We start from the raw sequence: 24,157 nt of genomic DNA, 5'->3' as shown, positions 1-24,157 counted from the left end.
TCACTTCGGATAAAGCGGCGGTAATCCACTGTCACCAACCGGATCCTGCACCCGTTCAGCCATCGGGATCGCCTTGATCACCCGCCACAACTCGTCACCTTGCCAGTGTTGGCCGGTTTCGCTGTACAGCGCGCCGTTCAGGCCGTCGAGGGCGTCGGACAGTGGCACGAAGCGGGCGGCCATGTCGGCCAGGGTTTCCGGCTGTTGGCGGGCCCAGGCGTCGAGGGCCTGGCGGGTGGCGTGGGAATCGTTGGCCTGGCAGGCGCGCTTGAGGTCGTCTAGAACGGTGCGCGGGCTCGGGCCGGTTTGAGCGACACGCGCCACCGCCGGTTGCCAGCGGCCACGCCACCAGAGGCCGAAGCCGAGCAGGGTGGTGCAGGCCAGGATCAGGGTACTGAGCTTCCAGCGCCAGAGCGCTTCGCTGTCGGCGCCGGCATCGACCGGTGAGGCGTCGGCCGGGGTGTCGGCCATCAGACTCGGATTGGCCGCCACGTGCAGCGTGCGGGCGGGCAGGCTGCTGTGTTCCAGATGATCTTCGAAGGTGTTCCACCAGACCACGTCGACGGTGGGCAACTCGATGGCGCCGGTCCGTGTCGGCACCAGGGCCTCGCGGTCTTCACGGCTGCCGACCAGGCCACGTTCGCTGTTCTGGTTACCGAGCACCGGTTGATCCGGGTAGCGCCGCAGGCCGCCGACGTCGGTGCCGGGCAGCGGAGGCAGTTGGGTGCTGGACAAGCCTTCGGCCTTCACTGTCAGGCTGCGGGTCAGCGAATCGCCGACCTGGGTGTGATCCGGCTCCGGGCTCCAGCTTTCGCTCAGGGTCAGGCTACGCGCAGGCAGCCAGGGGGCATCGGCCGGATAGGTGATGGGTTTGGCCTTGACCGTCAACAGCAACTCGACCGAGGTGACGCGCATCAGCTTGCCGGCTTTGGGCCCTTGGGCTGCGTCCTGTACCGGTTGTGGGTCGACCAGCGCGGCGTTGAAGACCTGTGCCGGAATGATCAGTTCGCCACTGTGTTGCGGGTAGATCGCGTAGCGCATTTCGATCACGCCGTGGCGCAGGCCGTCGATGTCCTTTTCGTAGGTGCGCGATTCGCCCAGTTGTTCGATGCGTGCGTCAGGTATCTGCAAGGGCGGCAGGCTGCTGTCGTCGTACAGCGACACCGAATGGTAGATGCGCAGGGTCAGGACCGCCTGGGCCTGCACGTAGACGCTGGTTTGATCGAGGCTGGCGTCAATGAACACCGCGGCCCGCTTGTCCGGGTTGTCCTGTGTTTCGCTCTCGACCACCTGCAGGGTAATCGGCTGGCTCTGCAGTTCGCCCAGTTGCAGTGACGGAATCACTACGCTGCCGTTTTGCCGGGGCAGGAGGGTGACGATCCAGCGGGTGGTGGCCTGGTTTTCACCGCTCAGGGTGTTCAACTGGTTGACCTGGCGTGTGCCGCGCACTTCGAACAACGGCTCCAGCGCTGTCAGGTCAGGTTTGCCGAACTGGGTGACATCGCTGGATTCCAGGGTCAGTTCGACCGTCTCGCCCGAGCTCAGGCGACTGCGATCAACACTGGCGACCAGTTCTGCTGCCTGTGCCTGAGCCGTGCAGAACAACAGGCCATGCAGCAGCGCGAGCAATAAAACGGTGAAGCGGGTCATCGAGTTTCTTCCTGATCCTGATGTTGTTGCTGTTCGTACCAGAATTTGCGCCTGAGCAGTTCGCCGGGGTCATCCGGGATCTGCCGCAGCCACTGCTCCAGTGCCTGGCGCTGTTCACCTTCGATGCTGTCGGTGGCCGGGCGCAAGGGTGGTGTGGTGTGTTGTTCGTCACCCAGTTCGCTGCCCGGTACCTCGTTGGCCCCCGGCTTCGGCGGGGTGGTGGGCGGTTGTTCCTCACCCGGGCGGGGCGGTTGCCCCTCGGTTTTCGGTTCGCCGCTGCTCGAGGGCTGGGCAGCGGCACCGGGCGGTGGCTCCGTCGGTTCGGTTTCGGGCCGGGCGTTGCTGGCTGCGTCTGGTTCAGGAGGGGGTGGCGTGTTTTTCTCCTTGAGCAGACGTTCGACCAGCGCCTTGTTGGTCAGTGCCGGACGCAGATCCGGTTGACGCTCCAGTGCCTGTTCGTAAGCGTCCAGGGCTGCCTCCAGCTCACCGCTTTTGGCCAGTGCATTGCCTCGATTGTAGTGGGCGTGGGCATCGTCGCCTTCGGCAAACCGCTCGGCGGCGCCTGCGTAGTCGCCGGCCTCATACAGCGCCACGCCTTGCCACTGATGGTTTTCGAAGCGTCGGGAAGCCTGCGCAGGGCGCTTCTGCTTGAGTAAATGCAGGCCTTGTTGATCAGGGCGCAGCCAAAGGTCCGCGAGGTCGAAGGCGTAGCTCGGTTGAGGCAGCGCCAATAGCAGCGGCAGGCACAGCAGCCAGCCGCGACGTCCCGCGCAGGCCGCGAGCAGCAACAGTGGCAGCAGCAGCCAGTAACCCTGATCGGCCCAGGTGTCCAGGCGCAAGGTCTGACCGTCGTTGCGCAAGTTGCGTGGACCGTCGAGCAGGCCAAGGGCGTGCAGGTCGCTATCGTCCAGGCGCGCCTGGCGATAGCGGCCATCCAGGTCGTTGGTAAAGTTTTTCAAGCCGGGTTCGTCCAGGCGCGGCACGAGAATGGCGCCTTGTTCATCCTTGAGGAAGCTGCCGTCCTCCTGGGTGATCGGCGAGCCTTCGGCGGTGCCGATGCCGAGCATCAGCAATTGAGTCGATTTACCGCTCAGCGCGCGACGGATGCCCAGCCGCTCCTGGTCGGTCAGGGACGAGCCAATCAGCAGGATCCGCCCGTCGCCCAAAGCAGCCTGGTCGAGCAGCGCCAGGGCCTTGAGCACCGCCAGATCGGCGCGATGACCGGCCTCTGGCATCAACGACGGTTTCAGTGCATCCAGCAGATTGCGGCTGGTGGAAAGATCATCCGACAGCGGCACCAGGGTGTGGGCACTGCCGGCGTAGACGACGATGGCGGTTTGCGCGTCGCTGCGAATCTGCAGCAGATCAAGCAGCTTGCGTCGCGCCTGTTCCAGTCGGTTGGGCGTAACGTCGGTGGCGAGCATTTCCGGGGTCAGTTCGAGAATCACCACCAGCGGGTCGGCGGGCTTTTGACTGGTCTGCTCGACACGCTGCCAACTCGGTCCCAGCAGGGCGAGCACAGTCAACAGCCAGGCGAGACCGAGGGCGATCCAGGGCAGTTTACTGTCGCGACCACTGCCACCGCTGAGCAGCGCTGCGTGAAAGGCCGGCGGCAGGATCATCTGCCAGCGCCCGGCGCGCTTCTTGCGGTGCCAGAGTTGCCAGAGCAACCAGCCAAGCACCGGCAGCAACAACAGCCACCAGGGGCGGAACCAGTAGGGCCACAGCACGCTCATCGGCGCCTCCGCAGGCGCAGGCGTTTGAGCCGTTGGCGCCAGTCGGGCAGCAATTGGGTTTGCAGGAACAGATCCTTGGTAAACAGGCGTTGCAAGGGGTTGTCCGGCCAAAGTACGGGTGCCAGCAGCAGCATGCTCAACCACAGCGCCAGGGCCAGTGGCCAGTGATACAAGGCTTGGGCCGGGCGGGCCTGGGTCGGTTGCTGGGCCACGGGCTCCAGTTGATCGAGGGTGTCCTTGATCGATTGCAGTTCCTTGCCATCGTGGGCGCGGAAATACTGGCCGCCGGTGGCTTCGGCGATGGCTTTGAGGGACGGTTCGTCAAGGTCCAGGCTCGGATTGACGCCGAGAAAGCCGACTGTTCCACTTTGCTCCGGATCGGCACCGATGCCGATCGGGTAGATTTTCACCCCTTCCCTGGCCGCCAGTCGCGCAGCGGTGAGCGGGTCGATTTCACCGCCATTGTTGGCGCCGTCGGTGACCAGGATCAGCACGCGGCTAGTTGCCGGACGCGAGCGCAGACGCTTGAGGGCCAGGCCGATGGCATCACCGATGGCGGTGTTTTTGCCGGCAATGCCGATGCGCGCTTCGTCGAGCCAGACGCGTACGGTGTGGCGGTCGAAGGTCAGTGGGGCTTGAAGGTAGGCCTGGCTACCGAACAGGATCAGGCCGACCCGGTCACCTTCGCGGCTTTCGAGAAAATCGCCGAGCAGGTGCTGGACCAGCGCCAGTCGGCTCACTTCTTCGTCCTGCCACTGCATGTCAGGGAAGTCCATGGAGCCGGAAACGTCCACCGCCACCAGCAAGTCACGGCCACTGGCGGCAATCGGCAGGGGTTCGCCGAGCCATTGCGGGCGCGCCGCCGAGATCAGCAGCAACACCCACAGCAGTATGAAAGGTGCCTGCTGGCGCCATGCCGGCAGGTTGGCCCGGGCGCGACGCCCGGCAAGGCCTTCCAGGTCGCTGAGGTAGCTGACCTTGAGCGCCGGTTCGCCACTGTCGGCCACCGGCAATACGATGCGCATCAGCCACGGCAAGGGCAACAGGGCGAAGATCCACGGCCAGGCGAACTCAAACATGCTTGCGAATCCAGGTGTCGACAGCCTGGGTCAGGCCGGCGATGGCCTTGTCGTCGAGCTTGCACTCAGGTTTGTAGGCGCCTTCGACCAGCACCATCCAGCGGGTCAGCCCGGCTGCCGGGCAGCGGTTATCGAGGAACGCCAGCCACTTGCGGCCGTTGAGGGTGTGACTCTGGCTGTAGGGATAGTGGTTGCGGCACAGGCGCTTGAGCAAGCCGTTGAGTTGCTGCAGCCAGGCACCGGCCGGCGCACCGTCGTAGGGTTTGGGCATCATTGCCAATTCGGCCAGTGCGGCCAGGCGCACCGGGTCAAGCGGCTGCTCGGCACGTACCACGGGACGTTTGCGTGGAATGAAGTGCCGCAGCTTCCACAGGCCCAAACCGATCAGTGGCACCAATAGAAGCAGTAACCACCAGCCCGGTGCCGGAGGCCAGAATTCCACCGGTGGCGGTGATATCAGTGGTTGCAGTTGATCAAGGCTGTTCATCGACCTTTTCCCGGTTTCTGTGGGTTCAGGTATTCGCGCAATTGCTCGACCATCTCGCTCTGGGTGCTCAAAGGCATCATCAGCACCCGTAGTTTTTGTGCGAGCAGTTCCCAGCGGGCGATGCGTGCTTCGGCCTGGGCCCGGTAAGCCTGGCGCAGGTCGAAATTCAGCGTATCGAGTTCCAATTGCGCGCCACGCTCGGCGAAACGTAAAAGGCCAGCGGCGGGCAGGGCATGATCCAGCGGATCGGACACCGGTAGCAGCAGCAGGTCGCAATGACGCGATAACAGGCTCAGCTGTTGCTCGGCGCCTTCCGATAGCGCGCGTTCATCGCAAATCACAATGACAAGGCTGCCAGGACGCGACACCTCCCGCGCCCGGCGCAAGGCAATGCCAAAGGCGTCACGGTCCGGCTCGCCTTCGGTGGTCAGCGACTGATTGACCCGCACCAGCCGGTTGAGCAACTGCAGCAGGCTTTGCTTGCTGCGCCGGGGCTTGATCTCGTAGTGCTCATTGTCGCCATACACCAGCCCGCCGACCCGGTCGTTGTGGCCCAGGGCCGCCCAGCCGATCAGGCTCGCGGCCTGGGCGGCGAGCACTGACTTGAACATCAGGCCCGAGCCGAAAAACAGCCGGCGGCTTTGTTCGACCATGATGAAAATCGGCCGCTCACGTTCTTCGTGGAACAGCTTGGTGTGCGGCTCCTGGGTGCGCGCAGTCACACGCCAGTCAATGGTGCGCACATCGTCGCCGGCCTGATAGACCCGCACCTGATCGAAGTCGACGCCACGCCCGCGCAATTTGGAATGGTGCAGGCCGATCAGCGGGCTGCGTTGGCTCGGCGTGGAAAACAGCTGCACTTCGCGCACGCGATGGCGCATCTCGATCAGGTCGGCGAGGCTGACTCGGATGCCCGGCTCGGGCGGCAGGCTGGCGTTCATCGAGGTCAAGCGACGGCTACGACGTCGAGAATCCGCTGGACCACCCGGTCCTGATCGATGCCAGCGGCTTCGGCTTCAAAGGACAGAATGATGCGATGGCGCAGCACGTCGAACAGCACGGCCTGGATGTCTTCCGGGCTGACGAAGTCACGCCCGGCCAGCCAGGCGTGGGCGCGGGCGCAGCGGTCCAGGGCAATCGAACCGCGGGGGCTGGCGCCGTAGGCGATCCACTCGGCCATTTCCGGATCGAACTTGGCCGGGGTTCGGGTGGCCATGACCAGTTGTACCAGGTATTCCTCCACGGCATCGGCCATGTACAGACCGAGGATTTCCTTGCGCGCGACAAAAATCGTCTGTTGAGTCACCCGGCGCTCAGGCTTCGCTTCGCCGTTAAGCGCTTCGCCACGGGCCTGTTGCAGGATCTTGCGTTCAACCGTCGCGTCGGGGAAGCCGATCTTTACGTGCATCAGGAAGCGGTCGAGCTGGGCTTCCGGCAGCGGGTAGGTGCCTTCCTGCTCGATCGGGTTCTGCGTGGCCATCACCAGGAACAGCGGCGACAGCTCATAGGTGCTGCGCCCGACACTGACTTGCCGCTCGCCCATGGCTTCGAGCAAGGCCGACTGGACCTTGGCCGGGGCACGGTTGATTTCGTCCGCCAGTACCAGGTTGTGGAAGATCGGACCTTGCTGGAACACGAAGCTGCCGGTTTCCGGGCGGTAGATTTCTGTACCGGTTATGTCGGCCGGCAACAGGTCGGGAGTGAACTGAATGCGGTGGAACTGGGCTTCGATGCCTTCGGCAAGTTCTTTGATGGCCTTGGTCTTGGCCAGGCCAGGAGCGCCCTCGACCAGCATGTGGCCGTCGGCGAGCAGGGCGATGAGCAAGCGCTCGATGAGCTTTTCCTGGCCGAGAATCTGCGTTGAAAGAAAGGTTCGCAGCGCCAGCAGCGCTTCACGATGTTCCATCGATGACTGTTCCTGCAAAAGGGTGGCCGAGGACGTAGGAAATACGCCAGGGCTGGGGGCGTTACTTTAATCCATCGCGGGGGGCGCCGACTAACGGCATTTTGCGCAAAGTGCGGGAAATGGTTAGCAATAGTTGTAGGAATTTTCTTCGGGTCGCAGGTGGCGGTGCTCTCTCGGGCCTCTTCGCGAGCAAGCCCGCTCCCACAGAGAGCCGCGTCGTCACTGACGCATGCGATCAAATGTGGGAGCGGGCTTGCTCGCGAAGGCGTCAGTAAGTGCGCTGATATTTAGAGTTGGCTGATATAGGTGCCAGTGCCATCAAGAATATTCTTCAAGGTCAGCTCAACTTCAGCCAAATCCACCATGTCCGGGTCGAAGGTGATCTCCAGCACATCATCCCCATTCAGCACATCGGCATCGGCAGCCGCAATTTCGATCTTCAACAGGGAAGGGCTCAGGGTAACTTTCACGCCATCAAGGGTCGAAGGTTCGCCATCGAGGGTGATTTCCAGCTCGTCTTCATCCGGGTAGCGGCTCATCAGGAACATTTCGCCCTGTTCGCTGTGGCAGCACAGCATGGCCATGTTGTCTTCTTCGTCGTCGCAAGGGTTGACGATCAAGAGGGCGGTTTTCATTTTCATGGGGAATTCCTGGCTTGACGGGCGTGGTTAACGCAGCAAAGGGCGATTCTGCCAGCCCGCGCACATTTCTGCTCGTCCGGGTGTCAGGGGGATGTGTCGTGACCGAGCAAAGTGTTGCTGGTCATTTCTGGTACGGATGTCCCGTAAAACCGGACGGAAATCCGCCATTTTTCTGTGCGAATGCTAGTGTTGTTCGAGGCGCATGCCTTGAGCTGCGTACCGTTGACCGAATATGTCGCAGCACCGCAAGCACGGGCCTTGCCGCACTGGTTAAGCTGCGCAACGGATGAGCACCCGTAAAGACATTGCGCTGCACGCAGCCCAGTCGTTTTTGCAGATGCCCATTCACGGAAGGTGAATGTGACCTGAGTGTCTCGTCCAGCTTCACCCACCTGTCACCCTGTTTCCTCTGCCCGAGAATCAGGAACGGGGTGACGGGTAGCCCCGAACAGGGGCTTTGCACGCGACGCTTCCATCAATAACAAGCCCAAGCGGAGTACCACAGATGGCGTTCTTCACCGCAGCCAGCAAAGCCGACTTCCAGCACCAACTGCAAGCGGCACTGGCGCAGCACATCAGTGAACAGGCACTGCCACAAGTGGCGCTGTTCGCTGAACAATTCTTCGGCATCATTTCCCTTGACGAGCTGACCCAGCGTCGGTTGTCCGACCTCGCTGGCTGCACCCTTTCTGCATGGCGCCTGCTTGAGCGCTTTGATCACGCGCAGCCGCAAGTGCGCGTCTACAACCCCGATTACGAACGCCACGGCTGGCAGTCGACCCACACCGCGGTCGAAGTGCTGCACCACGACCTGCCTTTCCTGGTGGACTCGGTGCGTACCGAGCTGAACCGCCGCGGCTACAGCATCCATACCCTGCAAACCACCGTGCTGAGCGTGCGTCGTGGCAGCAAGGGCGAGTTGCTGGAAATCCTGCCTAAAGGCACCCAGGGCGACGATATTCAGCAAGAATCGTTGATGTACCTGGAAATCGACCGCTGCGCCAACACCGCCGAGCTCAATGTGTTGAGCAAAGAGCTGGAGCAGGTGCTCGGTGAAGTCCGCGTGGCCGTCGGCGATTTCGAGCCGATGAAGGCCAAGGTCCAGGACATCCTGACCAAGCTGGACAACAGCCAGTTCGCCGTCGATGGCGACGAGAAGAATGAAATCAAGAGCTTCCTGGAATGGCTGGTGGGCAACCACTTCACCTTCCTCGGTTATGAAGAGTTCGTGGTCAGCGATGAAGCCGATGGCGGCCATATCGTCTACGACAAGGATTCCTTCCTCGGCCTGACCAAGCTGCTGCGTGCCGGCCTGACCTACGATGACCTGCGCATCGAAGACTACGCCGTGAACTACCTGCGCGAACCGACCCTGCTGTCGTTCGCCAAGGCCGCGCACCCAAGCCGCGTACACCGTCCGGCTTACCCGGACTACGTGTCGATCCGCGAGATCGACGCCAACGGCAAGGTCATCAAGGAATGCCGTTTCATGGGCCTGTACACCTCGTCGGTGTACGGCGAGAGCGTGCGGGTGATCCCGTACATCCGCCGCAAGGTCGAGGAAATCGAACACCGTTCCGGCTTCCAGGCCAAGGCTCACCTGGGTAAGGAACTGGCACAGGTGCTCGAAGTGCTGCCGCGCGACGATCTGTTCCAGACCCCGGTGGACGAACTGTTCAGCACCGTGATGTCGATCGTGCAGATCCAGGAACGCAACAAGATTCGCGTGTTCCTGCGCAAAGACCCGTACGGCCGTTTCTGCTACTGCCTGGCCTACGTGCCGCGTGACATCTATTCCACCGAAGTGCGCCAGAAGATCCAGCAAGTGCTGATGGATCGCCTGAAAGCCTCGGACTGCGAGTTCTGGACCTTCTTCTCCGAGTCCGTGCTGGCCCGCGTGCAGTTGATCCTGCGCGTCGACCCGAAAAACCGCCTCGACATCGACCCGCTGCTGCTGGAAAAAGAAGTGGTGCAGGCCTGCCGCAGCTGGCAGGACGACTATGCCGCCCTGACCGTTGAAAGCTTCGGTGAAGCCCACGGCACCAACGTGCTGGCCGATTTCCCGAAAGGCTTCCCGGCCGGTTACCGCGAGCGTTTCGCAGCCCACTCGGCTGTGGTCGACATGCAGCACTTGCTGAGCCTCAACGAAAAAAATCCGCTGGTGATGAGCTTCTATCAGCCGCTGGGCCAGGTCTCCGGCCAGCGCATGCTGCACTGCAAGCTGTACCACGCCGATACTCCGCTGGCGCTGTCCGACGTCCTGCCGATCCTGGAAAACCTCGGTCTGCGCGTGCTGGGTGAGTTCCCGTACCGCCTGCGCCACAACAGTGGCCGCGAGTTCTGGATTCACGATTTCGCGTTCACCGCCGCCGAAGGCCTGGAACTCGACATCCAGCAACTCAACGACACCCTGCAGGACGCCTTCGTCCACATCGTGCGTGGCGAAGCCGAGAACGACGCGTTCAACCGTCTGGTACTGACCGCCGGCCTGCCATGGCGCGACGTTGCACTGCTGCGTGCCTACGCCCGCTACATGAAACAGATCCGTCTGGGCTTCGACCTGGGCTACATCGCCAGCACCCTGAACAACCACACCGACATCGCTCGCGAGCTGACCCGGTTGTTCAAGACCCGTTTCTACCTGGCGCGCAAGCTGACCGGCGACGATCTGGATGACAAGCAGCAACGCCTGGAACACGCGATCCTCAGCGCCCTGGATGACGTCCAGGTACTGAACGAAGACCGCATCCTGCGTCGCTACCTGGACCTGATCAAGGCCACCCTGCGCACCAACTTCTACCAGACCGATGCCAACGGCCATAACAAGTCGTACTTCAGCTTCAAGTTCAACCCGCACTTGATCCCTGAACTGCCGAAGCCTGTACCGAAGTTCGAAATCTTCGTTTACTCGCCGCGCGTCGAAGGCGTGCACCTGCGCTTCGGCAACGTGGCCCGTGGTGGCCTGCGCTGGTCCGACCGTGAAGAAGACTTCCGTACCGAAGTCCTGGGCCTGGTAAAAGCCCAGCAAGTGAAGAACTCGGTGATCGTGCCGGTGGGTGCGAAGGGCGGCTTCCTGCCGCGTCGCCTGCCACTGGGCGGCAGCCGTGACGAGATCGCGGCCGAGGGCATCGCCTGCTACCGCATCTTCATTTCGGGCCTGTTGGACATCACCGACAACCTGAAGGACGGCGCGCTGGTTCCGCCGGCCAACGTCGTGCGTCATGACCACGATGACCCGTACCTGGTAGTGGCCGCGGACAAAGGTACTGCGACCTTCTCCGACATCGCCAACGGCATCGCCATCGACTACGGCTTCTGGCTCGGTGACGCGTTTGCGTCCGGTGGTTCGGCCGGTTACGACCACAAGAAGATGGGCATCACCGCCAAGGGCGCGTGGGTCGGCGTACAGCGTCACTTCCGCGAGCGCGGCATCAATGTCCAGGAAGACAACATCACTGTTGTGGGCGTCGGCGATATGGCCGGTGACGTGTTCGGCAACGGCTTGCTGATGTCCGACAAGCTGCAACTGGTCGCGGCCTTCAACCACCTGCACATCTTCATCGATCCGAACCCGGAGCCGGCGTCGAGCTTCGCCGAGCGTCAGCGTCTGTTCGACCTGCCGCGTTCGGCCTGGTCGGACTACGACACCAGCCTCATGTCCGAAGGTGGCGGCATCTTCTCCCGTAGCGCCAAGAGCATTGCGATTTCCCCGCAAATGCAGGAACGCTTCGACATCCAGGCCGACAAGCTGACCCCGACCGAACTGCTGAACGCCTTGCTCAAGGCGCCGGTGGATCTGCTGTGGAACGGCGGTATCGGTACTTACGTGAAAGCCAGCAGCGAAAGCCACGCCGATGTCGGCGACAAGGCCAACGATGCACTGCGCGTGAACGGCAACGAACTGCGCTGCAAAGTCGTGGGCGAGGGCGGTAACCTGGGCATGACCCAACTGGGTCGCGTCGAGTTCGGCCTCAATGGCGGCGGTTCCAACACCGACTTCATCGATAACGCCGGTGGCGTGGATTGCTCCGACCACGAAGTGAACATCAAGATCCTGCTGAACGAAGTGGTTCAGGCCGGCGACATGACCGACAAGCAGCGTAATGAGTTGCTGGCGAGCATGACCGACGAAGTCGGTGGTCTGGTGCTGGGTAACAACTACAAGCAGACTCAGGCCCTGTCCCTGGCAGCCCGTCGCGCCTTGCCGCGGATTGCCGAGTACAAGCGCCTGATGAATGACCTGGAAGGCCGTGGCAAGCTGGATCGCGCCATCGAGTTCCTGCCGGCCGAAGATGCAATCAACGAGCGCATCGCCGAAGGCCATGGCCTGACCCGTGCCGAGCTGTCGGTGCTGATCTCGTACAGCAAGATCGACCTCAAGGAGCAGTTGCTGGGCTCCCTGGTGCCGGACGACGACTACCTGACCCGCGACATGGAAACCGCTTTCCCGCCGACCCTGGTGAGCAAGTTCTCCTTGGCGATGCGTCGTCACCGCCTGAAGCGTGAAATCGTCAGCACCCAGATCGCCAACGATCTGGTCAACCATATGGGCATCACCTTCGTTCAACGACTCAAAGAGTCGACCGGCATGAGCCCGGCGAACGTGGCTGGCGCTTATGTGATCGTGCGTGACATTTTCCATCTCCCGCACTGGTTCCGTCAGATCGAAGCCCTGGACTACCAGGTCTCCGCCGACGTGCAACTGGAGCTGATGGACGAGCTGATGCGTTTGGGCCGTCGCGCTACGCGCTGGTTCCTGCGTGCCCGTCGCAACGAGCAGAACGCTGCCCGTGACGTCGCGCACTTCGGTCCGCATCTGAAGGAGTTGGGCCTCAAGCTCGACGAACTGCTGATCGGCCCGATCCGCGAAACCTGGCAGGCGCGTTATCAGGCCTACGTCGAAGCCGGTGTGCCGGAGCTGTTGGCGCGCATGGTGGCTGGCACCTCGCACCTGTACACCCTGTTGCCGATCATCGAGGCCTCCGACGTGACCGGCCAGGACCCGGCGGACGTAGCCAAGGCGTACTTCGCCGTGGGCAGCGCGCTGGACATCACCTGGTACCTGGCGCAGATCAGCGCTCTGCCGGTTGAAAACAACTGGCAGGCCCTGGCCCGTGAAGCGTTCCGCGATGATGTCGACTGGCAGCAACGTGCGATCACCATCTCGGTCCTGCAACAGGGCGACGGCACCCAGGACGTGGAAGCACGGCTCTCCCTGTGGATGGCTCAGAACGAGAGCATGATCGAGCGCTGGCGTGCCATGCTGGTGGAAATCCGTGCCGCCAGCGGCACTGACTACGCCATGTACGCGGTGGCCAACCGCGAACTGCTGGACCTGGCATTGAGCGGTCAAGCGGTAGTGCCTGCCGCTGTCGCCGTCGAGCTGGAACCGGCTGCCTGATCAGGCGTTGAATGAAAAACCCCGCATTGAAAGATGCGGGGTTTTTTTATTCAAGAGCTTGTGATTGGCTTAAATATAAATCGATGCGTCAAGGATAAGTGTCGCGAGCTTAGTTTAGAACGCATGCCTTTTCAGTATGGTTAAATTGAATTTCACAATATCGCCCACACGATCGTGGAAAAAGGAATGGCGTTCTGGATGTTCATGTATTGATTTTCTGATTATTCTCGCATTGCGTGCTTTCAAGTAGACCGTTGGCGTGTCAGTGCTCAAATCATCCAGTGTGATGATGTTGTGGTCGGCATCCAGCAAGTTGAATGATGTAGTATCCCCTCCGGCGGCTGGAAAAGCACCCAGACAGCCTTCGTCGTTCTTGCTGACATACATGTAGCTATAGGGGGTGCTGAGGATTTGCATGTTGTAATAGTCGTCATAACACCAGAAGTGCACAACTAAGGGGTCTATATTTCCAAAAGAAAAACCAAGGTTTTCCATTCTTTTTGTTATAGGGTTGTACGCTTTCGTGATTTTTGGTGAATAGTCACGTTGAACCGTGAGAATATTTTTCGGCACGGCTGCATCTTCGAGGAAGTTACTACGCAGAACTTCCTGGAGAAAAGTAATGGTGTCGCCGTTGCAGGATACGCGGGCTGTAAATGATCGTTCTTCGTTCTTGTTCATAAATAGTCCATTATTTAAGGTGTGGTGTTCCCCTGTACGGGTGCCCAGAATAATGCCAGTTGCATTTGTGGCGTGGTTGGTAATTGTTTCTTGTGGTTTCGCAGTAGAGTCCGGTTGTCCGGCTTGTGTGTTGTGCAATCTTTATTTAAATGGCTGATGTCCGAATTTTTTAGCGGTCAACAGTTTTGTTTGGTTTAAGAGTTTGCGGTTAATTACGTCGGGAAATTAAAAAGGCCCGAATTCGCGATTCGAGCCGTTTTATTTATAGCCGTACGTTCAGCCATCAGTCAACGGAGAAAAAATGATGGTGAGGGAGCAAGCGCCCTCACCACAGGAAATGATTAAACGATCGGAAAACTGTTGAAGTCCACGGCATTGGCCAGTTGGCTATCGATCAGGCTGATGAAGCCCTGGACTTCCGGGCAATTGAAATGCGATCGCATGGCCGCTTCGGATTGCCAGTGGGCGCTGACGGTCCAGCGATTGGTGTCCTCGGGGCAGCGGTCGACCATATAGGATTCGCAGCCGGGCAATTCACGCAGGGTTTCGACAATCTTCTGCAATTGCTTGCCCAGTTCATCCGAGCGGCCGGCGGCGGCCTGCACCTGTACGGTATTGATCACTTCATGGGACATTGCTCACACTCCTGAATCAGGCCGGACGAATCCTGCTCATTGAGGGATAACGCCTATGCAGGATAGGCCGGGCCCCCGGGACCGCCAATAGCCAATCGCCGGATAAAACCGCATGCCAATCCGTCAGGCCACCTGCTGCAGGATGTCGCGCAAACGGTCCAGGGCGATGTCGATGTCGAGGGTTTCGATGGCGCCAAAACCGAAGAAAAGCCCGGCCCTTGGGGCTTGCTGATAGAAAAAGCTGTCGATGGCATAGAGCCCGACTTCGACTTTTTTCGCCAGTTCGATCACCAATGCAATATCCATCGGCACTTTGCACATCACCACCATGTGGAATCCGGCGGTGGACGGCACCGCCTCCAGCCAGGGCGAAAGATCGCCCGCCATACGCGTCAGGATCCGCTCGCGGCGTCCGGCATAGACCGTATGGCAGCGCCGGATGTGCTTGAGCAGGCAGCCTTCGGCGATGAACTTGGCCAGCGCCCATTGCGGCAGGGTCGAGGTGTGCAGGTCGGTGAGCTGTTTGGCGCGCACCACCGCCTCGAGGATCGCTGGCGGCAGGATGGCATAACCGAGCCGCAGTTCCGGCAACAGGGTTTTGGAGAATGTCCCGACGTACGCGACGATCCCCCGTTCATCCATGCTCTGCAGGGAATCGGTGGGGCGGCCTTCATAGCGGAACTCGCTGTCGTAATCGTCCTCGATGATGATCGCGCCCAACTCATGGGCCTTGGCCAGCAGCGCTTCCCTGCGCGCCTGGCTCATGGGCATGCCCAGCGGGAACTGGTGCGACGGGGTGACATGGATCAGGCGCGTGCCGCGAGGAATCCGGTCCACCACAATGCCTTCGGCGTCCACCGGCACACCAATCACCGTAGCGCCGTGGGTGCCGAACAGCAGGCGCGCCGGCGGGTAGCCGGGGTCCTCCATGGCGACCAGGCTGCCCGGACTGATCAGCACCCGGGCAATCAGGTCCAGCGCCTGCTGCGCGCCGTTGCACACCACCACATCCTCATCCTGACAATTGACCCCGCGGGAGAACGCAATGTGCTGCGCAATGGCGTTACGCAGCGCCGGCAAGCCCTCGGGCAAGCTGTACAAGCCCTTGGAGCCGGCAATCTGGCGCAGTGCGTGAGCGGTGCAGCGCCGCCAGTCATCCTGGGGGAACTGGCCCTTGCTGGTGGCGCCACCAATGAAGTCGTAGCGTAGTGAACCTTCCAGGGTCGGATGACGCAGAAACACCGGCAGGTTGCGCCAGGACTCGATCACCTCGAAGCCGCCAAGCTCGGTGTGGCTCCGTTTACGCTGCACCTTGGACGAGCGTGCGTTGACGTAGGTGCCTTTGCCGACCACCCCGGTGAGGAAGTTTTCGTAGGTCAGCTGGGCGTAGGTATCGGAAATGGTCTTGCGCGAAATACCCAGTTGTTCGGCCAGCAAACGGCTGGGCGGCAGTTGCGTCCCGGCAGTCAGGCGACCGGACTCGATGGCGCTGCGCAGTTGGTTGTACAGCTGGCCGGCCAGGTCCTTGCGGCCGTTGATGACAACATGTAGTTCCATACCGGCGAGGCTCCGGGGCTGTTGAGGCGCGTGTGCGTCGCGCAAGATTACCCCTATCCGCTTGTGGTACAGAAGTTGCGTAGTGGAAAAACCGTCGATTGGCCTGGCGGCGGTGGTCCCCGGGAAAATCGCCTGATTGGATCTGTCATGCCTGTGCGCCAGCGACTACCGTGAAGATCACTTCAGGGTTGCACGAGATCGCTCCATGACCCCCCGACTGGATTACTACAGCGCGTCCCCCAAGGCGATGAAAGCCATGATTGCCATGGAGGCCTTGAGCAGCAGCCTGAGCATTGAGCAGGCGCTGCTGCACCTGATCAAGATTCGTGCTTCGCAGCTCAATGGCTGTGCCTTTTGCACCGATATGCACTCGGTGGATGCACGGCGCCTGGGCGAAAGCGACCGGCGTCTGTATTCCCTTGTGGTCTGGCGCGACAGCAACTTTTTCAATCCCCGGGAAAGAGCCGCGCTCGCCTGGACCGAGGCGGTCACCTTGCTCTGCGAAAGCCATGTGCCGGACGATGTCTATGCCCAGACCCGGGAGCAGTTCAGTGAAAGCGAAATGGTCGACCTGACCATCGCCGTTACCACCATCAACAGCTGGAATCGCCTGGCCGTGAGCTTCCGGCAGACACCCAGCGCCTGAGTCATTGTCACAGCAGGTTCATGAAGGATCCGCAGGATGCAATTGTCAGTGTCAGATCGACAGGGAGTCCTCGATGTCATTCATGCAAACCAGCGCCCGCCAGGGAGCTGCCGAGTATCGCGTAGCCATTGATAAAAACGCGTCCTGGCGCCAGCTGGCAGCGGGTATCGACCCGGAACTGGCGCTGTGTTTCACCGTCAGTGCCCGTTGCGGTTGCTTCATGCAGGCCGCCCGCAGTCTCAATATCAAGGCCACCCGCCTGCGCAGGCAACTGGTGCTGCTGGAATCGCAGCTGCAGTGTTCGCTGTTCAGCCATTCCGACAATGGTTTCAGCCTCAGCCGCGATGGCTTGCGCTTGCACGCACAATTGATCGCCCTGGCCCATGAGCGCGATTTGCCGGTGATCGAGCAGCCGTTGATTCGCCTGGCGGTGGCGGATTCGATACTGCATGACATTCTTGGTCGTGACCTGGTTGCACTGCTGCGGCGCAACGCCAGTGTGCGGCTGGACATCATGACCCTCGACAGCGAGTTGGCCTTGCAGGCGGTCAGCGCCGACGTGGTGGTGTGGCTGGGCGAGAGCGGATCGCCGTTACCGGGGCCGAGCTTTGCCATCACCGAACCCCGGCGCCTGGCAGAACTCGATTACCTGCCGCACATTGCCAAGCGCTATTGCCGGGTTGCATCCAGGCCGGAATGCCTGGATGACCTGGCCGATTTTCTCCTGGTGCAATGGCGGCAGGACAGCCAGGTTCAAAGCTTCAGGCCATGGAATGCACTGGTGGATCAGCGCTTGGCCGGGTCGGTGCATTTGCAATCCTGGGAACTGATGCTGGAGATGATTCGTTGCAGTGCCTGCATCGGCCTGCTGCCGCACTACATGAGCCACTTCGACCGCGGGCTGATTGCCTTGCCGGGCCTGTTCGACCAGCCGATGCGGCGTCAGGTGTGGATGGCGGTCAACGCCCATTCCGGGGGCGACGCGCAGGTGCGGATGATCGTCGAATTGATCGAAAACACCTTCAACGAGCGCCGGGAGTGGTTCCAAAGCTGAGCGCTCCCACATTGGTTCTCGCCACAGCCGAAGGTAGCGTTATAGAGTGAACGGCCATGTCTGCTTCAAGGATGATTCACCATGCCAACCACCGAACCTGTCATCACCCTCGAACGTTTCAACGAATCCCATATCGAAGGCATCACGGCGCTGTACAACGATCCGGCAATCGCCCGTCAAACCCTGCAGATGCCGTTTCAGTCCACCGAACTCTGGCGCAGTCGCCTGGCGCTGGATAACGAACGCCTGGTGAAAGTGGTGGCTTTGCATCAAGGGACGGTCATCGGCAACATTGGCCTGGAGCAGTTCTCACGCATTCGTCGCAGCCATGCCGGCAGTTTCGGCATGGGTGTTGCGGTGGCGTGGCAGGGCAAGGGCGTAGGGTCGAAGCTGCTCGTGACTGCGCTGGATATCGCCGACAACTGGATGAATCTGCAGCGTGTCGAGCTGTCGGTGTATGCCGACAACGAAGCGGCCATTGCCCTGTACCGCAAGTTCGGCTTCGAAACCGAGGGTCTGTTCCGTGATTACGCCGTGCGCGACGGCGTATTGGTGGACACCTTGAGCATGGCGCGCCTGCGTCGCACGCCCAAGGCCGGTTGAGTCAGTCGCCCAGGGCAAACCCCAGACGTACCTCCTGGCTGTTAGTCGCACACCGGCTTCACGCTTCTGCCATGCTCAATATCCGTAGTACCGCTGCAACCAAAGGAACACCGCAATGGACGATGTACAGCAACTGGGTGAAATGCTGCGCCACTACGCAGAAAGCGAAGCGCACAAGAAACAACTGTTCGAGTCCCAGTCCGCGGATTGGGCTGCGCGTATTGGTGAGCTGTTCGATCAGATCGGGCAATGGCTGGAGCCGGTGCAGGCGCCGCACCTGCTGGAGGTGAGCCGCGAAGCCTATGTCGCCTCGGGCCCTAGCGTTCCTGTCGAGACATCGACATTCAAGACCGAGAAGCTGTCCATTGTGATTGCTGGCAGAGCAGTGGAGTTTGTCCCGGAAGTGATGGGGGCGGGCGGGCAGATTTCATTGGCGGTGATGGGTTTGACCGCTGCGCGTTTCGGCAGTGTCTCGCTGGCTTGCCAGCCACCTTCCAATAGCTGGCAATGGCGCAAGACCAACGGTTTGAAGGACCCGGATGTGTTTCCCTTCGATGCGAACTTTCTGGCGCAGCAGTTGCAGGGTTTGATTCCCCGGGATCGCGGTTGAGCCTTTGATCAACGACACATGACCCTGTAGCTGGCTTGCCTGCGATGGCGGAGAGTCAGGCGATATTGATGCTGAATGGACCGGCCTCATCGCGAGCAAGCTCGCTCCCACAGGGTTTGTGTCGTACCCAAATGTTGTGGTCGACACCGAACCTGTGGGAGCGGGCTTGCCCGCGAAGACGTCAGTGTTGCCGATAGAAAGCACTGATCAGACAGCGCTTTCAGCCCGGTTTCATTTCAACGCCGGATCCCCCATGTTCATTTTCTTCCAGCCCTGCAACAGCACCTGCGCCTTTGGCTCCTGGCCGTTGTCCAGGTAGTACTGGATCAACGACAAGCGGGCATTGCGGTTGGACGGTTGTTCTTTCAACAGCCGTTCCAGTTCTGCGCACGCCTGGTCAATCTTGCCGCTGTCATGCAGGGCCACCGCCAGCACATAGCCGAATTGTCCGCTCTGTGGTTCCAGTTGCGCGGCCTTGCGCAGGTACGGCATGGCCTGGGCGGCCTGGCCCGCACGAATCAGCGCCAGGCCCTGGGTGTGTTGCAGCAGGCCTGAGTCGGGGTGGTCCTTGAGGCTTTGCGCCAGCAGGGCATGGGCTTCCTGGCTGCGACCGTTGGCCTCCAGCCACTGCACCAGGGTGACCAGCGCCGGGTAGAAGTCCGGATCGCGCCGCAGGGCTGTACGCAGCAAAGCTTCGACTTCGGCGCTGCGGCCATCGGCCTGATAGAGCATGGCCAGGTTCAGGTTGGCCTCTGCACGCTCGGCCAGGTTTTTTTGCACCGCCTCGTATTCGGCAATGGCGGCATTCCAGCTGTCCTGGGCGCTGCCCAGGCCATTGCGTGCCAGGCTGAGCAGGTCCCGGGCGACGGCGATGCGCACGGCCCGCACCGGGTCGCTCAACAACGGGGTCAGCAATGGTGCACGCTCTGCTGGCGGCAGGAACGCGCTGATCGCTCGCACCGCGCTCTCGCGGACTTGCGGCGCCGGATTACCCAGGTCCTTGGTGGCCAGTTTCAACGCCTGTTCGCTGGGGTACGCCGGCAGTTCGGCCAGCAGTGTCGCGCGCTGGATCGCCGGCAGGTTGCTGCGTTGCAATTGCTCGAACAAGGCCTCGGCAGCGCCGGCCTGACCGTTGCGAATCAGCCACAGGCTTTCGTCGTAGCGAGGGGCCTGTACCGCGCTGGCGTTGGCGGTGTTCCACAGCTTGAACTGCTCGGTGACCTTGTCGCCGGCCTTGCCTTGGTGGCAGGTCAGGCAGGCGTCAGGCGTCCCCAGTTTTTTCGCCCGTTCGGGGTTGGGGATGCTGAAGCTGTGGTCATGTCGGAAGTCGTTGCCCATGTAGAACTTGCCGGGCATGTGGCAATCCACGCACTGCGAACCCGGCTGGCCCATGGTGTGGCGAGTGTGTTCGATGGAATCGTAGTTTTTTGCTTGCAGGCCCTTGCCATCGACACCCTCCACAGTGGTGTTGCCGGCGGTGTTGTGGCATTGCAGGCACACACCGTTGCCAGGCGCTTTCAACTGCGTGCTGTGGGGGTTGTGGCAGTTGCTGCAACGCACGCCCTTATCGAACATTTTGCTCTGGGCAAAGGAGCCGTGTTCGAACACTTCATCCTTGATCTTGCCGTCCAGCGCGTACAACTCGCGGGTCAGGACGCTCGGCAGGTAGTCGTCCATCAACCGCTTGCCGACCGTGTAGCCATCGTCCAGGGGCGCGCGGCGCGAGTGGCAGCGGGCGCAGGTTTCGTTTTCGACGGTGGCGTTCTTGTCCTTGAGATCGACGGCAAACCCGGCATGGATCAGGTCGGTTTTCTTCGCGGTCCATTCCAGGTGACTGGACGCCGGGCCATGGCAAGCCTGGCAGCCGACGCCGAGGCTGTTCCAGTGGCTGTCGAAGGTGTTTGTCGCCGCATCGAAATTGCGCTTGTAACCGGTGGTGTGGCACTCGACGCACATGAAGTTGGCGTTCTGGCTCGGTTTACTCCAGTGCAGCGGGTTCTTGAAGGTCACGCCCTGGCCCGGATAGAGGTGGAACCAGCGGTGCTTCTCGGTATCCCAGGCCACGGCGAGGGCCTGCAAGCGGCCTTCGCCGACCTCGATCAGGTATTGTTGCAAGGGGGCGATGCCAAAGGTATAGGCCACCTTGAAATCGGCATTCTTGCCATCGATACCCGGCGTGTTGACCCAGAATTCGTCGCCTTTGCGCGAGAACACCGTGGTCTCCTTTTCGGCCTTGAAGGTGACGTTGTTGAAGTCGCCGAGCAGAGTGTCCGCGTTGGCTTGCTGCATCGCCAGTTGGTGATGGGAGCCTTGCCAGTCCTTGACCTGCTCGCCGTGGCAGCCCTGGCATTGTTGCTCGTCGACCATTTTCGCGGGTGCGACGGCGACCGGTTGCGGTTTGGCCGGTTGCACGGCAGGGGCGCTGACCGGGACTGGCTTGAGCTGCGTCGGTGAGTTGTCCAGCAAAAACCAGCCAATACCCGCCACAGCCAGCAGCAGGATGCCGATGGTGACAGGGAACAGGTAACGGTTGATCAGGGTCGGTTGCGAATCAGGGTTTGGGGTTGCAGCTTTATTTTTATGGTTCGGCATTACGACTTCCATGGTCCAGGTGCGATTGCCGTCAGGGCGCGTTCAGGCTGGGTGCAGCTTTGCCGGATGGCCGGTGTGTGTCAAATGACATTGTTTCGAGGCTGATGGCCTCTTCGTCGGAACGCCGCCCGGAGCAAGCCCGCTCCCACAGGGTTTGGTGTTGTTCACAGCAATTGAGTACGACACAACACCTTGTGGGAGCGGGCTTGCTCGCGAAGGCGGCCGCCAAGGCGCCACATCACTCCCCGACAAACCACCGGTAATACGGATTCCCGGAATCCCCGCGCATCACCTCGCGCATCTCCCGGGCCCAGGCGTCACGATTTCCGTTGTAGGCATGCAGGCTCGCCCGATAGAACTGCATCAGGCGTTGTTGCTGGGTGTTCATGCGCTCGATGAACCCGGCGTCGGCGTTCAACACGGCTGGCGGCTGGTGCAAGTCGAGCAGGGCGGGCAATACGCGGCTGATCTCTTTCGAGCGAACCCAGGGCGCATATTCAATCTTCGGCTGATCGTCCGTCACCGGTTGCGCATCGCCAGCGAAGCGTTCCAGCCCCGCGCGGTCAGTCACCCAGGTGGCAAGCAACGCCGCGGCCGAGCCGACGCCGACATCCTGCAAGGCGCTGCGAACGCTGTCCTGCTGGAAGCGTGCGCTGATCTTCGCCGCATCCAGTTCAATCGGCTCCATCGAACCCACCAGCAGCATCTCGTGGAATTCGCTGGTCCACAGGGTCGCGTACGGGAACACGTCGAGGAAGCTGCGCACCAGTGAGCGCGAGTCGTCGATGTTCTGCGTTGGCAGCGGCAGCCATTGGGCAACCAGGCCTTGTTTGTGCAAACGGCTGGCGGCCAGTTGGTAGAAGTCCCGGGAGTACAGGTTGACCACGCCGGCAGCGGAAGGGGGTGGCGGCTCGAGGGTGATCAGGTCGTAGTGCTGCGGATTGCGCAGCAGTTCCTGGCGACCGTCACGCAAGCGCACATCGACCCCCGGATCGGCCGCGGCATTGAAATTGCCCTTGAACAAGGGGGCCGCCTTGACCACCGAAGGCAGCAGTTCGGCGACCACGCGATGTTCCAGGCCGGGGTAGCGGGTCAGGGCGCCCGCGGTGATGCCGGTACCGAAACCGATCACCAGTGCCGAGCGCGGCTCACCGTTGTGGATCAACAGGGGCAGCAGCGCCTGGATCCGCATGTAGCGCAGGGACGGCATGGCGTCGCCGGTATTGGACACGCCCTGGATGTACAAACGCTGGAACGCTCTTTCGCCCTTGCCCTGGGTGACCACGGCGACGGTGCCGCCACGGCCTTCTTCGTAGAACGTCAGCGTGCCATTGCGCGCCCCCGGCAGCAGGCTTGCGAGCTTGTTGACCGGCGTGAACACGGCAAGTGCCAGCGACACCAGGCCAATGGCAACCACCGCCTGACGCCTGCCTTTTTTCACGCCATGGCCCTTGCGCACGGCGAGGCAGGCGATAGCGGCGGCGACCATCGCCAGCAGTCCCAGGGTTCGCACCAGACCCAGCATCGGGATCAGGACAAAGCCGCAGAGCATCACGCCGACAATCCCGCCAAGGGTATTGAACGCGACGACTTCGCCGACATTACGCCCCACCTGTTCGCCGCCGACGCTCAAGCGCAGGGCCAACGGGAACGCCGCGCCCAGCATCAGGGTCGGTACAAACACGATGCTCAAGGCAGCCACGGCAAAGCGCGTGCTCATGCCCGCCAGTTCACTGCCGCCCAGTGACAATACCCAGCTTTCCGCCAGGGTTTGTGCAATCACCAGCCAACGTCCGAGCAACGCTACTTCCAGCAAGGCAATCGCGCCGGCTGCGGCAATCAGCAGACCGAACACTCCCCAAGGATCGCGCAGGCGATCGACCCGACGGGCCAGCAGCATGCTGCCCAGGAACAAGCCGGTGAGGTAAGTCGCCAGCACCACGGCAAAGGCATAGGTGCGGGTGCTCATGAATTGCACGATCGATTGCGACCACACCACTTCGTAGCCCAGGGCCACGCCGCCGGCAATGGAATACAGCCACAGGGCCAGGCGGTCGGGGGCTTTTTCACTGTGATGTTTCACCGGGGCATCGACGGGTGCCACGCGCTGGCGCTGGTACCACAAAGCCCCTGCGGCGGCCAGCAGGTTCAGCATGGCGGCGGCCAGCGCGCTGCCGCGCACGCCAAGGGTGGCAATCAGCACGAACGCGGCGAGCAGGGTACCGGCGATGGCCCCGGCGGTGTTCGCCGCATACAGTTGTCCGCCGGCCTTGCCCAGGTGTTGCGGTTCAGTGGCCAGGGAGCGAACCAGCACCGGCAGGGTGCCGCCCATCAGCAGCGCGGGAATGCCCACCAGCGCGAACGGCAGCACCCAGGCCAGCAAACCCAAGTGTGCTTCCAGCCAGGCAAACGGGCTGGCCGCCAGGCTCATGGCAAAGGTCGCAGAGACACCGAGCACGGCCACCAGTACTTCCAGCCCGGCGTAGAGCACAACCGGTTGCTGCATCCGGTCCGCCCAGCGGCCGAACAGCAAGCCACCCAGGGCCAGCCCGGCAAAGAACGCGCTGATCCCGGTGGTGATGGCATAGACCTCGACGCCCACCACCAGCGACAGTTGCTTGATCCACAGCACCTGATACACCAGCGCGGCGGCGCCGGAGACAAACAGCAACAGGGCGGGGATCAACAGCGCCGGGGAGGCGACTTGAGGGGCAGGTATGGCCGACGACTTGCTGGCGACACGTGAGGTCATTGCGGATTGCCTTGTTCCAATTCGAAATAGCCTGTGACTGCACCGGCCCTTCGCGAGCAGGCTCGCTCCCACATTTGCAATGCAGTCCCTGTGGGAGCGAGCCTGCTCGCGAATGAAGTCGATGCGG

The 24,157-nt window shown here is 61.6% G+C and carries 17 protein-coding genes; 5 read left to right on the top strand and 12 right to left on the bottom strand.

Features of this window, described 5'->3' with window-relative positions; translation table 11 throughout:
* The 7 genes from ASD95_RS22870 to ASD95_RS22840 all read right to left on the bottom strand — a co-directional run bounded on the left by ASD95_RS22870 (position 1) and on the right by ASD95_RS22840 (position 7,499).
* Positions 1-1,650, bottom strand: coding sequence for a BatD family protein (locus ASD95_RS22870; protein WP_056727585.1), 1,650 nt, complete (start codon positions 1,648-1,650; stop codon positions 1-3).
* Complete coding sequence (locus ASD95_RS22865; protein WP_056727583.1) at positions 1,647-3,386, bottom strand: tetratricopeptide repeat protein; 1,740 nt, start codon at positions 3,384-3,386, stop codon at positions 1,647-1,649. Before ASD95_RS22865 ends, ASD95_RS22870 begins: the two co-directional genes overlap by 4 nt.
* Positions 3,383-4,465 carry a vWA domain-containing protein gene (locus ASD95_RS22860; RefSeq protein ID WP_056727582.1) on the bottom strand — a complete coding sequence of 361 codons (1,083 nt, stop codon included), beginning with the start codon at positions 4,463-4,465 and terminating at the stop codon, positions 3,383-3,385. Before ASD95_RS22860 ends, ASD95_RS22865 begins: the two co-directional genes overlap by 4 nt.
* A complete protein-coding gene (locus ASD95_RS22855) occupies positions 4,458-4,952 on the bottom strand; it encodes a DUF4381 domain-containing protein (RefSeq protein ID WP_056727579.1) in 495 nt (164 codons plus the stop codon). The genes ASD95_RS22860 and ASD95_RS22855 overlap by 8 nt, the downstream gene beginning before the upstream one ends.
* Positions 4,949-5,893, bottom strand: coding sequence for a DUF58 domain-containing protein (locus ASD95_RS22850; protein WP_056727577.1), 945 nt, complete (start codon positions 5,891-5,893; stop codon positions 4,949-4,951). The genes ASD95_RS22855 and ASD95_RS22850 overlap by 4 nt, the downstream gene beginning before the upstream one ends.
* 5 nt (positions 5,894-5,898) lie before the next feature.
* A complete protein-coding gene (locus tag ASD95_RS22845) occupies positions 5,899-6,858 on the bottom strand; it encodes an AAA family ATPase (RefSeq protein ID WP_008049510.1) in 960 nt (319 codons plus the stop codon).
* A 287-nt stretch (positions 6,859-7,145) separates the two neighbouring features.
* Positions 7,146-7,499 carry a hypothetical protein gene (locus ASD95_RS22840; RefSeq protein ID WP_056727575.1) on the bottom strand — a complete coding sequence of 118 codons (354 nt, stop codon included), beginning with the start codon at positions 7,497-7,499 and terminating at the stop codon, positions 7,146-7,148.
* A 505-nt stretch (positions 7,500-8,004) separates the two neighbouring features.
* Between ASD95_RS22840 and ASD95_RS22835 the strand changes: the two genes are divergently transcribed.
* Complete coding sequence (locus ASD95_RS22835; RefSeq protein ID WP_056727573.1) at positions 8,005-12,900, top strand: NAD-glutamate dehydrogenase; 4,896 nt, start codon at positions 8,005-8,007, stop codon at positions 12,898-12,900.
* A 114-nt stretch (positions 12,901-13,014) separates the two neighbouring features.
* Here the strand turns inward: ASD95_RS22835 and ASD95_RS22830 are convergent, their stop codons facing one another.
* The 3 genes from ASD95_RS22830 to pdxR form a co-directional block, all read right to left on the bottom strand.
* Positions 13,015-13,581, bottom strand: coding sequence for a hypothetical protein (locus tag ASD95_RS22830; RefSeq protein ID WP_056727571.1), 567 nt, complete (start codon positions 13,579-13,581; stop codon positions 13,015-13,017).
* Between the two features lie 341 nt (positions 13,582-13,922).
* Entirely contained in the window at positions 13,923-14,216 is a 294-nt protein-coding gene (locus ASD95_RS22825) for a putative quinol monooxygenase (protein ID WP_046037161.1), read from the bottom strand.
* Between the two features lie 123 nt (positions 14,217-14,339).
* The gene (gene pdxR, locus ASD95_RS22820) at positions 14,340-15,773 is read right to left on the bottom strand and encodes a MocR-like pyridoxine biosynthesis transcription factor PdxR (protein WP_056727570.1); all 1,434 of its coding nucleotides are present in this window, start codon (positions 15,771-15,773) and stop codon (positions 14,340-14,342) included.
* A gap of 205 nt (positions 15,774-15,978) precedes the next feature.
* Between pdxR and ASD95_RS22815 the strand changes: the two genes are divergently transcribed.
* From ASD95_RS22815 to ASD95_RS22800, 4 genes are all read left to right on the top strand, one after another.
* On the top strand, positions 15,979-16,419 hold the full coding sequence (locus ASD95_RS22815; RefSeq protein ID WP_056727569.1) for a carboxymuconolactone decarboxylase family protein: 441 nt from the start codon (positions 15,979-15,981) through the stop codon (positions 16,417-16,419).
* A gap of 73 nt (positions 16,420-16,492) precedes the next feature.
* The gene (locus ASD95_RS22810) at positions 16,493-17,473 is read left to right on the top strand and encodes a LysR family transcriptional regulator (RefSeq protein WP_056727567.1); all 981 of its coding nucleotides are present in this window, start codon (positions 16,493-16,495) and stop codon (positions 17,471-17,473) included.
* Positions 17,474-17,554: 81 nt separating this feature from the next.
* Positions 17,555-18,076 (top strand): GNAT family N-acetyltransferase, encoded by a 522-nt coding sequence (locus ASD95_RS22805; protein ID WP_056727566.1) that lies wholly within the window; start codon positions 17,555-17,557, stop codon positions 18,074-18,076.
* Between the two features lie 115 nt (positions 18,077-18,191).
* Entirely contained in the window at positions 18,192-18,686 is a 495-nt protein-coding gene (locus ASD95_RS22800) for a hypothetical protein (RefSeq protein WP_056727564.1), read from the top strand.
* A gap of 231 nt (positions 18,687-18,917) precedes the next feature.
* On the opposite strand, the gene ASD95_RS22795 is transcribed toward ASD95_RS22800, so the two are convergent.
* Positions 18,918-21,278, bottom strand: a complete 2,361-nt coding sequence (locus ASD95_RS22795) for a tetratricopeptide repeat protein (protein WP_056727562.1) — start codon at positions 21,276-21,278, stop codon at positions 18,918-18,920.
* Positions 21,279-21,516: 238 nt separating this feature from the next.
* Positions 21,517-24,030, bottom strand: a complete 2,514-nt coding sequence (locus ASD95_RS22790) for a fused MFS/spermidine synthase (protein ID WP_056727561.1) — start codon at positions 24,028-24,030, stop codon at positions 21,517-21,519.
* Positions 24,031-24,157: the final 127 nt, after the last annotated feature.

Origin of the sequence: Pseudomonas sp. Root71, from assembly GCF_001429045.1 — a bacterium.
In the GTDB taxonomy this organism is placed as follows: domain Bacteria; phylum Pseudomonadota; class Gammaproteobacteria; order Pseudomonadales; family Pseudomonadaceae; genus Aquipseudomonas; species Aquipseudomonas monachiensis.
This window is presented reverse-complemented; position numbering and strand designations above follow the sequence as displayed.

Excerpts from the sequence above, each read along its gene's own strand:
- ASD95_RS22865 (WP_056727583.1), bottom strand. The coding sequence starts at position 3,386 with ATGAGCGTGCTGTGGCCCTACTGGTTCCGCCCCTGGTGGCTGTTGTTG.
- ASD95_RS22825 (WP_046037161.1), bottom strand. The coding sequence starts at position 14,216 with ATGTCCCATGAAGTGATCAATACCGTACAGGTGCAGGCCGCCGCCGGC.
- ASD95_RS22845 (WP_008049510.1), bottom strand. The coding sequence starts at position 6,858 with ATGGAACATCGTGAAGCGCTGCTGGCGCTGCGAACCTTTCTTTCAACG.
- ASD95_RS22790 (WP_056727561.1), bottom strand. The coding sequence starts at position 24,030 with ATGACCTCACGTGTCGCCAGCAAGTCGTCGGCCATACCTGCCCCTCAA.
- ASD95_RS22810 (WP_056727567.1), top strand. The coding sequence starts at position 16,493 with ATGTCATTCATGCAAACCAGCGCCCGCCAGGGAGCTGCCGAGTATCGC.
- ASD95_RS22860 (WP_056727582.1), bottom strand. The coding sequence starts at position 4,465 with ATGTTTGAGTTCGCCTGGCCGTGGATCTTCGCCCTGTTGCCCTTGCCG.
- ASD95_RS22870 (WP_056727585.1), bottom strand. The coding sequence starts at position 1,650 with ATGACCCGCTTCACCGTTTTATTGCTCGCGCTGCTGCATGGCCTGTTG.
- pdxR (WP_056727570.1), bottom strand. The coding sequence starts at position 15,773 with ATGGAACTACATGTTGTCATCAACGGCCGCAAGGACCTGGCCGGCCAG.
- ASD95_RS22800 (WP_056727564.1), top strand. The coding sequence starts at position 18,192 with ATGGACGATGTACAGCAACTGGGTGAAATGCTGCGCCACTACGCAGAA.
- ASD95_RS22835 (WP_056727573.1), top strand. The coding sequence starts at position 8,005 with ATGGCGTTCTTCACCGCAGCCAGCAAAGCCGACTTCCAGCACCAACTG.
- ASD95_RS22850 (WP_056727577.1), bottom strand. The coding sequence starts at position 5,893 with ATGAACGCCAGCCTGCCGCCCGAGCCGGGCATCCGAGTCAGCCTCGCC.
- ASD95_RS22855 (WP_056727579.1), bottom strand. The coding sequence starts at position 4,952 with ATGAACAGCCTTGATCAACTGCAACCACTGATATCACCGCCACCGGTG.
- ASD95_RS22830 (WP_056727571.1), bottom strand. The coding sequence starts at position 13,581 with ATGAACAAGAACGAAGAACGATCATTTACAGCCCGCGTATCCTGCAAC.
- ASD95_RS22840 (WP_056727575.1), bottom strand. The coding sequence starts at position 7,499 with ATGAAAATGAAAACCGCCCTCTTGATCGTCAACCCTTGCGACGACGAA.
- ASD95_RS22805 (WP_056727566.1), top strand. The coding sequence starts at position 17,555 with ATGCCAACCACCGAACCTGTCATCACCCTCGAACGTTTCAACGAATCC.
- ASD95_RS22795 (WP_056727562.1), bottom strand. The coding sequence starts at position 21,278 with ATGCCGAACCATAAAAATAAAGCTGCAACCCCAAACCCTGATTCGCAA.
- ASD95_RS22815 (WP_056727569.1), top strand. The coding sequence starts at position 15,979 with ATGACCCCCCGACTGGATTACTACAGCGCGTCCCCCAAGGCGATGAAA.